The sequence below is a fragment of the Micromonospora chokoriensis genome, assembly GCF_900091505.1.
In the GTDB taxonomy this organism is placed as follows: domain Bacteria; phylum Actinomycetota; class Actinomycetes; order Mycobacteriales; family Micromonosporaceae; genus Micromonospora; species Micromonospora chokoriensis.
This window is the reverse complement of sequence record NZ_LT607409.1, coordinates 944,746-958,268: the sequence shown is the minus strand read 5'-3', so window position 1 is coordinate 958,268 and position 13,523 is coordinate 944,746. Positions and strand designations below refer to the sequence as shown.

12 protein-coding genes are annotated in these 13,523 nt (G+C 69.7%); all 12 read left to right on the top strand.

From position 1 onward, the window contains the following. Positions 1 to 117 precede the first annotated feature (117 nt). Positions 118 to 483, top strand: a complete 366-nt coding sequence (locus tag GA0070612_RS04455; protein ID WP_007454588.1) for an NADH-quinone oxidoreductase subunit A — start codon at positions 118 to 120, stop codon at positions 481 to 483. A 14-nt stretch (positions 484 to 497) separates the two neighbouring features. Next, positions 498 to 1,175, top strand: coding sequence for a NuoB/complex I 20 kDa subunit family protein (locus GA0070612_RS04450; RefSeq protein WP_088986765.1), 678 nt, complete (start codon positions 498 to 500; stop codon positions 1,173 to 1,175). After that, a complete protein-coding gene (locus GA0070612_RS04445) occupies positions 1,172 to 1,909 on the top strand; it encodes an NADH-quinone oxidoreductase subunit C (protein WP_088986764.1) in 738 nt (245 codons plus the stop codon). The genes GA0070612_RS04450 and GA0070612_RS04445 overlap by 4 nt, the downstream gene beginning before the upstream one ends. Then, positions 1,906 to 3,231, top strand: a complete 1,326-nt coding sequence (locus tag GA0070612_RS04440) for an NADH-quinone oxidoreductase subunit D (RefSeq protein ID WP_088986763.1) — start codon at positions 1,906 to 1,908, stop codon at positions 3,229 to 3,231. Before GA0070612_RS04445 ends, GA0070612_RS04440 begins: the two co-directional genes overlap by 4 nt. Then, positions 3,228 to 4,475 (top strand): NADH-quinone oxidoreductase subunit NuoE, encoded by a 1,248-nt coding sequence (gene nuoE / locus GA0070612_RS04435; protein WP_088986762.1) that lies wholly within the window; start codon positions 3,228 to 3,230, stop codon positions 4,473 to 4,475. Before GA0070612_RS04440 ends, nuoE begins: the two co-directional genes overlap by 4 nt. Then, positions 4,472 to 5,788 carry an NADH-quinone oxidoreductase subunit NuoF gene (gene nuoF, locus GA0070612_RS04430; RefSeq protein WP_088986761.1) on the top strand — a complete coding sequence of 439 codons (1,317 nt, stop codon included), beginning with the start codon at positions 4,472 to 4,474 and terminating at the stop codon, positions 5,786 to 5,788. Before nuoE ends, nuoF begins: the two co-directional genes overlap by 4 nt. Positions 5,789 to 5,846: 58 nt before the next feature. Then, positions 5,847 to 8,354, top strand: a complete 2,508-nt coding sequence (locus GA0070612_RS04425) for an NADH-quinone oxidoreductase subunit G (protein WP_088986760.1) — start codon at positions 5,847 to 5,849, stop codon at positions 8,352 to 8,354. Then, positions 8,351 to 9,703 carry an NADH-quinone oxidoreductase subunit NuoH gene (gene nuoH, locus GA0070612_RS04420; RefSeq protein WP_088986759.1) on the top strand — a complete coding sequence of 451 codons (1,353 nt, stop codon included), beginning with the start codon at positions 8,351 to 8,353 and terminating at the stop codon, positions 9,701 to 9,703. Before GA0070612_RS04425 ends, nuoH begins: the two co-directional genes overlap by 4 nt. 1 nt (position 9,704) lies before the next feature. Continuing rightward, positions 9,705 to 10,346: an NADH-quinone oxidoreductase subunit NuoI gene (gene nuoI / locus GA0070612_RS04415; protein WP_088986758.1), complete on the top strand. Its 642-nt coding sequence runs from the start codon at positions 9,705 to 9,707 to the stop codon at positions 10,344 to 10,346. Beyond that, positions 10,343 to 11,113 carry an NADH-quinone oxidoreductase subunit J gene (locus tag GA0070612_RS04410; protein WP_088986757.1) on the top strand — a complete coding sequence of 257 codons (771 nt, stop codon included), beginning with the start codon at positions 10,343 to 10,345 and terminating at the stop codon, positions 11,111 to 11,113. Before nuoI ends, GA0070612_RS04410 begins: the two co-directional genes overlap by 4 nt. A gap of 117 nt (positions 11,114 to 11,230) precedes the next feature. Further along, a complete protein-coding gene (gene nuoK / locus GA0070612_RS04405) occupies positions 11,231 to 11,548 on the top strand; it encodes an NADH-quinone oxidoreductase subunit NuoK (protein WP_088986756.1) in 318 nt (105 codons plus the stop codon). A gap of 11 nt (positions 11,549 to 11,559) precedes the next feature. Further along, entirely contained in the window at positions 11,560 to 13,485 is a 1,926-nt protein-coding gene (gene nuoL / locus GA0070612_RS04400; RefSeq protein ID WP_197699306.1) for an NADH-quinone oxidoreductase subunit L, read from the top strand. The last annotated feature ends 38 nt before the right edge of the window (positions 13,486 to 13,523 follow it).

The window sequence follows — 13,523 nt, the reverse complement described above, 5'->3', positions numbered from 1 at the left end:
TGGTCACAGCCCCGACGCCGACAAAGATCGACCCCCGCCGACTGCCACTGCGAGGGACGTGAATAGTGTGATTTTCGTCAAGCACCGAGGGCAGGGAAGGACGAGCAGGAGAAAACGATGTCGCTCTCGCCTTACGCACCGATCATCGGGCTGTTCGCCCTCGCCGCGGCGTTCTCGCTGTTTTCCGTCGGCGCCGCCCGCTTCGCCGGTCCCCGTCGCTACAACAAGGCCAAACTCGAGGCTTACGAGTGCGGCATCGAGCCCAGCCCGCAGCCGGTCGGCGGCGGGCGGTTCCCGATCAAGTTCTACCTGACGGCGATGCTCTTCATCGTCTTCGACATCGAGATCATCTTCCTCTACCCCTGGGCGGTCTCGTTCGACGCTCTGCCGATCTTCGGCTTCGTGGAGATGGTCCTGTTCATCGTCGCGGTCTTCGTTGCGTACGCCTACGTGTGGCGGCGCGGCGGCCTGGACTGGGACTGAGGAAGGAACGTCAGATGGGCATCGAGGAGAAGCTTCCCGCCGGCGTCCTGCTCACCTCGGTGGAGAAGCTGGTCAACTGGTCCCGGAAGTCGTCCGTGTGGGGCGCGACCTTCGGCCTGGCCTGCTGCGCCATCGAGATGATGGCCGCCGGTGGTCCGCACTACGACATGGGCCGCTGGGGCATGGAGGTCTTCCGGGCGTCGCCCCGGCAGGCCGACCTGATGATCGTCGCCGGCCGGGTGAGTCAGAAGATGGCCCCGGTGCTGCGCCAGATCTACGACCAGATGGCCGAGCCACGCTGGGTGCTCTCGATGGGCGTCTGCGCGAGCAGCGGCGGCATGTTCAACAACTACGCGATCGTGCAGGGCGTCGACCACGTGGTGCCGGTCGACATGTACCTGCCCGGCTGCCCGCCGCGGCCGGAGATGCTCATCGACGCGATCCTCAAGCTCCGCGAGAAGATCATGTATGAGCCGCTGGGCCCGAACGGCCGCAAGATGCTGGCGGCCCGCCAGGAGCGCGGCGACGTCCCCGTCGTGCCCTACGGCTCCATGCCCTCCTCGTACCGCAGCGACAAGGCCCGGCGTGCCGAGTGGACCAGGGCGGTCCGCGAGGGGCGCGAGGAGCAGCTGCGGATCGAGAACTGGATGAACGCTCAGAACCACCTCCACCCGCAGGTAGGCCCGAAATGACGTCACCCACGGACAAGCCCAACGACGGCGGTGTGCCGGTACCGGTCACGCCGGTCGGCGCCAGCAGCACCGCCCCCGCCGAGTACCCGCCGGCCAGTCCGGCGGGGCGCGGCATGTTCGGCAACCAGGGCACCGGCGACGTGTCCGGCTACGGCGGCCTGGTCCGCCCGCGCCAGCCCGTCGAGGAGGCGTCCCGGCCGTACGGGGGCTACTTCGACGAGGTCCGCGACGCGCTGGAGGAGGCGTACCCGGCCTTCGGCGACGCGATCGAGAAGGTCGTGGTCGACCGGGGTGAGCTGACCCTGCACGTACGCCCGGAGCGGATCGCCGAGGTGTGCCAGGTGATGCGGGACGACCTGGCCCTGCGGTTCGAGCTGTGCTCGTCGGTGTCCGGCGTGGACTACCTGGGCGCGGACGAACGCCGGCTGCACGTGGTCTACCTGCTCACCTCGATGACGTACCGGCGGCGGGTCCGGCTGGAGGCAGCGGTCTCCGCCGAGGCGCCGCACCTGCCCAGCGTGACCGCCGTCTACCCGACCGCCGACTGGCAGGAGCGGGAGGCGTACGACATGTTCGGCATCGTCTTCGACGGCCACCCCAACCTGACCCGGATCCTCATGCCGGACGACTGGGAGGGTCACCCGCAGCGCAAGGACTACCCGCTCGGCGGCGTGCCCGTCGAGTACAAGGGTGCGGAGATCCAGCCGCCGAACGAGCGGAGGTCGTACCAGTGACGACGTCGAACTACGCCAGCGAGCACGAGACCGACGAGGGTCGGGTCTTCACCGTCACCGGTGGGGACTGGGACACGATCGTCTCGGGCACCGACCCGATCAACGACGAGCGGATCGTCGTCAACATGGGTCCGCAGCACCCGTCCACGCACGGGGTGCTGCGGCTGATCCTGGAGCTGGAGGGCGAGACGGTCCGCGAGGCCCGATCCGTCGTCGGCTACCTGCACACCGGCATCGAGAAGAACCTCGAATACCGCAACTGGGTTCAGGGCTCGACGTTCGTGACCCGGATGGACTACCTCGCCCCGATCTTCAACGAGACGGCGTACGCGCTGGCGGTCGAGAAGTTGTTGGGCATCACCGACGACATCACCGAGCGGGCGACCACCATCCGCGTGCTGATGATGGAGCTCAACCGGATCTCTTCGCACCTGGTCTGGCTGGCCACCACCGGCATGGAGCTGGGCGCGATCTCGATCATGCTGTACGGCTTCCGTGAGCGGGAGTACATCCTCGACATCTTCGAGACCATCACCGGTCTGCGCATGAACCACGCGTACGTCCGGCCGGGTGGGGTCGCGCAGGACGTGCCGGACGACGCCGTCCGCAAGATCCGCGAGTTCCTCAAGATGATGCCGAAGAAGCTCAAGGAGTACGAGGACCTGCTCTCCGGCCAGCCGATCTGGACCGAGCGGACGAAGAACGTTGCGGTGCTGGACGTGACCGGCTGTGTGGCGCTCGGCATCACCGGCCCGGTGCTGCGCTCGGCCGGTCTCGCCTGGGACCTGCGCAAGACCATGCCGTACTGCGGCTACGAGACGTACGAGTTCGACGTGCCGACCCACCCCGACGGCGACGTGTGGGGCCGCTACCAGGTCCGGCTCGCCGAGATCCGGGAGTCGATGAAGCTTGTCGAGCAGGCCCTGGACCGGCTCAAGCCGGGTCCGGTGATGGTCGCCGACCGCAAGATCGCCTGGCCGGCGCAGCTGGCCATCGGTGTTGACGGCATGGGCAACTCGCTGGAGCACGTCGCGAAGATCATGGGTCAGTCGATGGAGTCGCTGATCCACCACTTCAAGCTGGTGACCGAGGGCTTCCGGGTGCCGCCCGGCCAGGTGTACGTCGCCATCGAGGCACCCCGAGGCGAGCTGGGCGTGCACGCCGTGTCCGACGGTGGCACCCGGCCGTACCGGGTGCACTACCGGGAGCCCAGCTTCGTCAACCTCCAGGCCCTCCCGGCGATGGCCGAGGGCGGTCTGATCGCCGACGTGATCGCCGGCGGCGCCTCGTTGGACCCCGTGATGGGTGGTTGTGACCGATGACGACTTTCACTGACGAGACCCGGGAGCGGGCGCGCGAGATCATCGCCCGTTACCCGGCGGACCGGTCCCGCTCGGCACTGCTGCCGCTGCTGCACCTGGTCCAGGCCGAGGAGGGGTACGTCTCCCCGGCCGGGGTCGCGTTCTGCGCCGAGGTGCTGGGGCTGAACAAGGCCCAGGTCGGAGCGGTGGCGACCTTCTACACAATGTACAAGCGCAAGCCGACCGGCGACTTCCTGGTCAGCGTCTGCACCAACACCATGTGCAACGTGCTCGGCGGCCAGGAGGTCTACGACACCCTCTCCGAGCACCTGGGCGTGGGGCACGACGAGACCACCGCCGACGGCACCATCACGCTGGAGCACGCCGAGTGCCTGGCGGCCTGCGACTACGGCCCGGTGATGACCGTCAACTACGACTTCTTCGACGGCGTGGACCCGTCCACCGCCGTGGGTGTCGTCGACGAGTTGCGGGCGGGCGGGCGGCCGATGCCGACCCGCGGCGCCCGGCTCTGCACCCTCAAGGAGATGGCTGTCCAGCTCGCCGGCTTCGCCGACGAGCGCGACGGCGCGGTCGCCGACGGTGGGCCGGGTGAGCCCACCCTGCGCGGGCTGCGGCTGGCCCAGCAGCACGGCGTCTCGGTGCCGGGCTTCGACCCGAACACCCCGATCCGCAGCAAGGCGGAAGCGGACAAGGCCGCCGCCGAGGCGAAGGCGAAGCAGGAGAAGGCCGCCGCCGAGGCGAAGGCGAAGGCGGAGGCCGCCAAGCCGGCGCCCGCCGAGGCCAGCGCCGCGCCGGTCAAGGGTGGCGACGGGGCATCCGCCCCGACCGGTGTCGCCGGGCCGGCGAAGCCGGCAGAGGCCACCGGGCTGGCGAAGCCGGCAGAGGCTACTGAGCCGGCGAAGCCGGGAGACGCCAGCGGCAGCACCACGCGTGACGTCAAGGCACCCGACGACAAGTCGCCGCAGGTGCGTACCGCCGAGACCCGGCAGCCGGACGCGAGCACGGCAGTGCCGGACGCCCCGGGCACGAAGGTCCCGACGGACGGCACCGGCACCGCGCCCGCGGCTGGTGACGCGCGGTCGGCCGAGGCCGCCGGCATCGCCGCCAATGCGCCGGCCGGCGACGGTAAGCCCGCCGGCGACGAGGCCGGGGCGCAGGAGCGCAACCTCACCGAAGCGAAGGCTGGCACGGACGCCGACGGCGCCGGACCGGCGGACGCGAGCGAAACGGGGGCCCAGAAGTGACCACTCCCCGCCCGGAGACGCTGGCCAAGCTGACGCCGGTGTTGACCAAGCGCTGGCTGTCGCCGGACGCCTGGCGCATCGGCACGTACGAGCAGCTCGACGGTTACGCCGCACTACGCAAGGCGCTCAAGGCCCACCCGGACGACCTGATCCAGCTGATCAAGGACTCCGGGTTGCGGGGCCGGGGTGGCGCGGGCTTCCCGACCGGTCTCAAGTGGGGCTTCATCCCGCAGGGCGACGGCAAGCCGCACTACCTGGTGGTCAACGCCGACGAGGGCGAGCCGGGCACCTGCAAGGACCTGCCGCTCATGACCCACGACCCGCACGCGCTGGTCGAAGGCGTGATCATCGCGTCGTACGCGATCCGGGCCAGCCGCGCCTACATCTACATCCGGGGCGAGGCGGTGCACGCCGCGCGCCGGCTGCGCAACGCCGTCCAGGAGGCGTACGACAAGGGCTACCTCGGCCGCAACATCCTACGCAGCGGCTACGACCTGGAGCTGGTGGTGCACTCCGGCGCCGGGGCGTACATCTGCGGTGAGGAGACGGCGCTGCTGGACTCCCTGGAGGGGTTCCGGGGTCAGCCCCGGCTGCGCCCGCCGTTCCCGGCCACCCACGGCCTGTACGCGAGCCCGACGGTGGTGAACAACGTCGGCACCATCGCCAGCGTGCCGCCGATCGTGCTCGGCGGCGCCGACTGGTGGAAGAGCATGGGCACCGAGAAGTCCTCCGGGCCGATGATCTACTCGCTGTCCGGCCGGGTGGCCAACCCGGGCCAGTACGAGTGCTCGATGGGTGTCACCCTGCGCGAGCTGCTGGAGTTGGCGGGCGGGATGCAGCCCGGCCACAACCTGCGGTTCTGGACCCCGGGTGGCTCGTCCACGCCGCTGCTCGCCGCCGAGCACCTGGACGTGCCCCTGGACTTCGAGGGGGTGGCGGCGGCCGGCTCGATCCTCGGCACCACCGCCACGCAGATCTTCTCCGACCAGGACTGCCCGGTCTACGCGACGTACCGGTGGCTGGAGTTCTACCACCACGAGTCGTGCGGCAAGTGCACCCCGTGTCGCGAGGGCAACTACTGGATGGTTCGGGTCTACCGGCGGATCCTCGCCGGTCAGGGCACCCACGAGGACCTGGAAACCCTTCTGGACACCTGCGACAACATCCTCGGCCGTTCGTTCTGCGGCCTGGGTGACGGCGCGACCAGTTCGGTGACCTCGTCGCTGCAGTACTTCAAGCAGGACTACCTCGACTACATCGAGGGACGGACCGCGCCGAAGCTCTCCGACAAGCAGCTAGTGGGGGCCCACTGATGCGAGCGCGAGGAGTGAGCGGAGCGAGCCCCGCAGTCGCGAGCGAAAGGCAAGCACTGTGACGGACGTAGCCAAGCAGACCGACATGGTCACCCTCACCATCGACGGCGTCGAGGTCACCGCCCCCAAGGGGACGCTGCTGATCCGGGTCGCCGAGCAGATGGGCACCGAGATCCCCCGGTTCTGCGACCACCCGCTGCTGGCCCCGGCCGGCGCGTGCCGGCAGTGCCTGGTCGAGGTGGAGGGCCAGCGCAAGCCGGTGGCCTCCTGCACCCAGACCGTCGCCGACGGCATGGTCGTGCGGACCCAGATCACCTCCCCGGTGGCCAAGAAGGCGCAGGAGGGGGTGATGGAGCTGCTGCTGCTCAACCACCCGCTGGACTGCCCGATGTGTGACAAGGGCGGTGAGTGCCCGCTCCAGAACCAGGCCATGTCCACCGGCCGCACCGACTCGCGCTTCCACGAGCACAAGCGGGAGTACGAGAAGCCGATGGCGATCAGCAGCCAGGTGCTGCTGGACCGCGAGCGTTGCGTGCTCTGCCAGCGGTGCACCCGGTTCTCCGAGGAGATCGCCGGCGACAAGTTCATCGACCTGATGGGCCGGTCGTCCGCCGAGGAGATCAACATCTACCGGGACGACGCGTACGGCGAGGAAGGCGACGCCGGTGATGTGCCGTTCAACTCCTACTTCTCCGGCAACACCGTGCAGATCTGCCCGGTGGGTGCCCTGACCGGTGCCCAGTACCGTTTCCGGGCCCGCCCGTTCGACCTGGTGTCCAGCCCGAGCGTCTGCGAGCACTGCTCGGCCGGCTGCGGGCAGCGCACCGACTGGCGGCGCGGCAAGGTGCTGCGCCGGCTGGCCGGCGACGAGCCGGAGGTCAACGAGGAGTGGAACTGCGACAAGGGTCGCTGGGGCTTCCAGTACACCCGGGCCACCGACCGGCTGACCACCCCGCTGGTCCGTGACGAGCGCACCGGTGAGCTGCGGGAGGCGTCCTGGAGTGAGGCGCTCACCGTGGCCGCCGAGGGGCTGCACACGGCACGGGAGAGCGGACAGGGCACCGCGGTGCTCACCGGCGGCCGGCTGACCGTCGAGGACGCCTACGCGTACGCGAAGTTCGCCCGGGTCGCGCTGAACACCAACGACATCGACTTCCGGGCCCGGCCGGTCTCCCGCGAGGAGGCCGACTTCCTGGCCAGCTCGGTCGCCGGCGTCACCGACGTCACCTACACCGACGTGGAGAACGCGCCGGCGGTGGTGCTGGTCGGCCTGGAGCCGGAGGAGGAGTGCCCCATCCTCTTCCTGCGACTGCGCAAGGCGTACCTGAAGAAGACCCTGACGGTGTACGCGCTGGCGCCGTTCGCGACCCGCGGCCTGGAGAAGCTCGGTGCCAAGCTGGCCCGAGTGGTGCCGGGCGAGGAGGCCAGCGTGCTCGCCGAGCACGCCACGGTCGCCGAGGCGCTGAGCGCGCCGGGCGCGATCCTGATCGTGGGTGAGCGGCTGGCCACCGTGCCGGGTGGGCTCTCCGCCGCCGCGGACGTGGCCCGGCGTACCGGAGCGAAGCTGGTCTGGGTGCCGCGGCGCGCTGGTGACCGCGGCGCTGTCGACGCGGGCTGCCTGCCCAACCTGCTCCCCGGTGGCCGCCTGGTGACCGAGCCGGCCGCGCGGGCCGAGCTGGGTGAGGCGTGGGACATCCCGGCCGGTGTGATCCCGAGCCAGGCCGGTCGGGACACCGACGGCATCCTCGCCGCCGCTGCCAACGGGCAGCTCGGTGCCCTGGTCGTCGGTGGTGTCGACCCGGCTGACCTGGCCGACCCCCGGCTGGCCGAGGCCGCCCTGGACGCGGTGCCGTTCCTGGTCAGTCTGGAGCTGCGCGCCAGCGCGGTCACCCGACGGGCGAACGTGGTGCTGCCGGTCGCCCCGGTGGTCGAGAAGTCCGGCAGCTTCCTCGACTGGGAGGGCCGGCTGCGTCCGTTCGAGGCGGTGCTGAACACCTCCGCGATGACCGACGGTCGGGTGCTCGACGCCCTGGCCGCGCTGCTCGACGTGCGGCTGGGCACGGCCGACGTGCCGAGCGTCCGCCGTGAGCTGGGCTCGCTGCCGGCGACCCGGACGTCCCGGCCCACCGCCCCGTCGGTGGCGCCGGGCCGGGTGCCGCACCCGGGCGCCGGGGAGGCCGTGCTGGCGACCTGGCACCAGCTGGTCGACCTGGGCACCCTGACCGACGGCGACGAGCACCTCGCCGGCACCGCCCGCCCGCCGGTCGTCCGGCTGGGCAAGGGCACCGCCGAGGCGCTCGGTGTGGTCGACGGCGACGCGGTCACGGTCGGCACCGACCGGGGCGCGCTGACCCTGCCGGCCGAGATCACCGAGATGCCGGACGGCGTGGTCTGGTTGCCGACCAACTCACCCGGTTCGACAGTGCGACGCAGCCTCGGGGCGACGTCCGGCGCGGTCGTCCGGATCTCCGTCCCCGCACCGAGCGCGGCCGTCCCGGCCGGGCGCGTGGCGGCCGACGAGACCGGCCTCCCGGGTCCGCTCCTCAGTTCTGGGGGTAACCAGTGAACCCGATCTACCTGGCCCAGGATCCGACGCTGGCCGACTTCGGCCGGGATCCGTGGTGGCTGGTCCTCGGCAAGATCGTCTTTGCGTTCGCGTTCGGTCTGCTGGCCACCCTGCTCGGTGTCTGGTTCGAGCGGCGCGTCGTGGGCTACATGCAGGTGCGGCCCGGCCCCAACCAGGTCGGCCCGTTCGGCCTGCTGCAGACCCTCGCCGACGGTCTCAAGATGGCCTTCAAGGAGGACATCCTCCCGAAGGCGGCCGACAAGGTCGTCTACTTCTTCGCCCCGACGATCTCGGTGATCTGCGCGGTCACCGCCCTGTCGGTGATCCCGTTCGGCCCGATGGTGAGCATCTTCGGCCACCAGACGCCGTTGCAGGTCACCGACGTGCCGGTGGCGGTGCTGCTGCTGCTCGCCTGCTCCTCGATGGGCGTCTACGGCATCGTGCTGGGCGGTTGGGCCTCCGGCTCGACGTACCCGCTCCTCGGTGGTCTGCGGTCGAGCGCCCAGATGATCTCCTACGAGGTCGCCATGGGGCTCTCCATCGTGGCGGTCTTCATGACCGCCGGCACGATGAGCACCAGCGGGATCGTCGCCGCCCAGGGCGACGCCACCCAGCTGTCCATCTTCGGCCAGACGATCCCCGCGCCGGGCTGGTACGCGATCCTGTTGCTGCCCAGCTTCATCATCTTCTTCATCGCCACGGTGGGTGAGACCAACCGGGCACCGTTCGACCTCCCCGAGGCCGAGTCCGAGCTGGTCGCCGGCTTCATGACCGAATACAGCTCGCTGAAGTTCGCGCTCTTCATGCTCAGCGAGTACGTCGCGATGGTGACCATGTCCGCGGTCACCACCACGCTGTTCCTGGGCGGTTGGCGGGCACCCTGGCCGATCACCCTCTGGGAGGGCGCCAACTCCGGTTGGTGGCCGATGCTCTGGTTCTTCGGCAAGGTGATCGCGCTGGTCTTCGTGTTCGTGTGGCTGCGCGGCACGCTGCCCCGGCTGCGCTACGACCAGTTCATGCGCCTCGGCTGGAAGGTGCTGCTGCCGATCAACCTGGTCTGGATCCTGGTCCTGTCGGGCCTGCGCTCCATCGAGGACTGGGACACGCGCGGCAAGGTCATCGCCGTCAGCATCCCGGCCGGCATCCTGCTGATCGCCACGCTCTTCTGGCCCAGCCGCAAGCCGCAGCCGAAACCGACGACGCAGGAACAGGTCGACAACCGGCCGTACGGGAGCTTCCCGCTGCCGCCGATGGATCTACAGGTACCACCGAGCCCGCGTATCACGCGCGTGGTCGCCGAGCGGGAGCCGGCCAACATCGTCGCCGGCTCGGACTCCAGGGAGGTGTGACGTGGGCTCGATCACCGGAACGTTCAAGGGATTCGGTGTCACCTTCTCGCACATGTTCAGGAAGGTCGTCACCACCGACTACCCGTTCAAGCCGCCGGTGTCGGCGCCGCGCTACCACGGGCGGCACATCCTCAACCGGCACCCGGACGGCCTGGAGAAGTGCATCGGCTGTGAGCTGTGCGCCTGGGCCTGCCCGGCGGACGCCATCTACGTCGAGGGTGGCGACAACACCGACGAGCAGCGCTTCTCGCCGGGTGAGCGGTACGCCAGCATCTACCAGATCAACTATGCCCGGTGCATCTTCTGCGGGCTGTGCATCGAGGCCTGCCCGACCCGGTCGCTCACCATGAGCAACGAGTACGAGCTGGCCCGGGACAACCGGCAGGACCTGATCTTCACCAAGGAGCAGTTGCTCGCTCCGCTGCTCGAGGGCATGGAGCAGCCGCCGCACCCGATGCGGCTGGGTGACAGCGAGAAGGACTACTACGTCGGCGCGCTGGACAACCCGGGCACGTCCGCCGGTGCCGAGACGTCCCCGATGGGCCCCGGCCGCTACCAGGTCGAGGAACACCCCGGCGTGACGTTCCCGGGTGCCGAGCAGGCCGCCCAGCGCGTGGCAGCCGGCAAGGGAGAGAAGGCATGACCACGTCTACGGTGCTCGCCGCGGCGGGCTCGGTCTCCGGCGGCGAGGCGGTCACCTTCTGGATCCTCGCCCCGCTCGCCCTGCTCGGCGGGATCGGGATGGTGGCCGCGCGCAACGCCGTGCACTCGGCGCTGTGGCTGGTGCTGACCATGCTCTGCCTGGGCGTGTTCTACGTGCTCCAGGCCGGCCCGTTCATCGGCATGGTGCAGATCATCGTCTACACCGGCGCGATCATGATGCTGTTCCTGTTCGTGCTGATGCTTGTCGGTCGCGACTCCACGGACTCGCTGATCGAGACGCTACGCGGTCAGCGGGTCGCCGCGATCGTGCTCGGCGTGGGCTTCGCCGGCCTGGTCGGCACCGGCGTCTACCAGGCGCTGGACCGGACCACCGCGGTCGGTCTGGACCAGGCCAACGCCGAGGGCAACGTGCAGGGCATCGCCCGGCTGCTGTTCACCAAGTACGTCTTCGCGTTCGAGCTGACCTCGGCGCTGCTGATCACCGCGGCGGTCGGCGCCATGGTGCTGGCCCACGTGGAGCGGCGCAAGCAGGACAAGGTCGACCAGGTGTCGACCATGAAGGCGCGCTTCGCCCCGGGTAACTACCCCGGTCCGAAGCCCGGCCCCGGTGTCTTCGCGACCTCCTCCTCGGTGGCCACCCCGGCCCGGCTGCCCGACGGCCGCCTGACCGACCGGAGCACCCCGGCGATCCTTCCGCAGCGCGAGCTGACCGCCGAGGAGACCTCGCTGAAGGGGACGGACCGGTGAGCGCGAGGAGTGCAGCGAAGCGGAGCCCCGCAGTCGCGAACGAAAGGCAGGCCCGGTGAGCGCGAGGAGTGCAGCGAAGCGGAGCCCCGCAGTCGCGAACGGAAGGCAGACCAAGTAATGGAATCGTTCTTCTCGGTCGAGCCGAACTACTACCTCGTCCTCGCCGCGGTGCTGTTCACCATCGGCGCCGCCGGGGTGCTGATCCGGCGCAACGCGATCGTGCTGTTCATGTGCGTGGAGCTGATGCTCAACGCGGCCAACCTGACGCTGGTCACCTTCAGCCGGATCAACGGTGACCTCAACGGCCAGATCATGGCGTTCTTCGTGATGGTGGTGGCGGCGGCCGAGGTCGTGGTCGGGCTCGCGATCATCATGGCCATCTTCCGGACGCGACGCTCGGCGAGCGTCGACGACGCCAACCTGCTGAAGTACTGAGGGGTCCACCGGTGGAAGAGACTGTGGAATACGCCCAGGCCACGGGGCTGCTCGGGGGCGTGTGGCTGCTGGTGGCGATCCCGCTGCTGAGCGCGGCCGTCCTGCTGCTGCTCGGCCGGCGGGCCGACCGCTGGGGGCACTGGTTGGGTGTGGCGGCCATCGGTGCCGCGTTCGTGCTCGGCCTGTCCTTCTTCTTCCAGCTGCGTGGCCTGGAGAACAAGTCGGTCGAGCTGAGCCTCTGGGACTTCATCGCGGTCGGTGACCTGCGCGTCGACTTCGGCCTGCTGTTCGACCCGCTGGCTGCGGTCTTCGTGCTGCTGATCACCGGGGTGGGCTTCCTGATCCACCTGTACGCGGTGGAGTACATGGCGCACGACGCGGGTCGTCGCCGGTTCTTCGCGTACTTCAACCTGTTCGTCGCGGCGATGCTGCTGCTGGTGCTCGGCAACAACTACGTGATGTTGTACTTCGGCTGGGAGGGCGTCGGCCTGGCGTCGTACCTGCTGATCTCGTTCTGGACCGAGCGTCCGAGCGCGGCCACCGCCGGTAAGAAGGCGTTCCTGATGAACCGGGTCGGCGACGCCGGCCTGGCCATCGGCATCTTCATCATGTTCGCCACCCTCGGCACCACCCAGTACGACGAGGTGTTCAACGGTGTCGGCTCGCTGACCGGCGCGACGGTGCTGGTCCTCGGTCTGCTGCTGCTGCTCGGCGCGGCCGGCAAGTCGGGCCAGTTCCCCCTCCAGGCCTGGTTGCCGGACGCGATGGAGGGTCCGACCCCGGTGTCGGCGCTCATCCACGCGGCCACCATGGTCACCGCCGGCGTCTACCTGATCGCCCGGTCCAACCCGGTCTTCTCCGCGAACTCGACGTTGCAACTCGTCGTGGTCAGTGTCGGTGCGCTCACCCTGCTGATCGGCTGCGTCATCGGCGCGGCCAAGGACGACATCAAGCGGGTGCTCGCCTGGTCGACGGTCAGCCAGATCGGCTACATGTTCGTCGGCGTCGGCCTGGGTGGTGGCGCGTACGCGCTGGCGATCATCCACCTGCTGGCGCACGGCTTCTTCAAGGCCAACATGTTCCTCGGCGCCGGCTCGGTGATGCACGGCATGAAGGACCAGGTCGACATCCGCCGCTTCGGTGGCCTCTCGAAGCACATGAAGATCACCTGGTTGACCTTCATGATGGGCTGGCTGGCCATCATCGGCATGTTCCCGTTCTCCGGGTTCTTCTCGAAGGAGCCGATCATCGTGGCCGCCTTCGAGCGGGAGGACTGGACCGCCTGGCTCTTCGGCGGCGCGGCGCTGCTCGGCGCCGGGCTGACCGCGTTCTACATGACGCGACTGTTCGTGCTCACGTTCCACGGACCGAAGCGGTGGACCGAGGACATCGAGCACCCGCACGAGTCGCCCAAGCTGATGACGATCCCGCTGATCCTGCTGGCGGTCGGTTCGGTCGGAGCCGGCTACCTGCTCTCCACCTCGGTGCCGGACTGGCTGGCGGCCACCGCTGGGCTCGGCGGTGAGCACGCGGAGCACAAGCCGGTCCTCTCGCACCTCGTGATCACGATCCTGTCGCTGCTGGTCACCGTGCTCGGTGCCGGGCTCGCCTGGTTCCTGTTCCGGGCCGGCACGGCCACCGCGCCGCAGCCGGCCGGTGTGTTGGTCACCGCCGCCCGGCGCAACCTCTACACCGACGCGTTCAACGAGGCGGTCTTCGAGAAGCCGGGCATCTTCCTCACCCGGGCGCTGGTGTTCCTCGACAACCGGGGCATCGACGGGCTCGTCAATGGGCTCGCCGCCGCGGTCGGCGGTGGCTCGGGCCGCCTCCGGCGGATGCAGACCGGCTTCGTCCGCTCGTACGCCACCTCGATCCTGGCCGGTGCGCTGCTGGTGATGGCGGCGTTCCTGGCGGTGCAGGCGGGGTGGCTGGCGTGATCGACCTCTTCCCGGCCGCCCCCGCCGGCGGACCACGC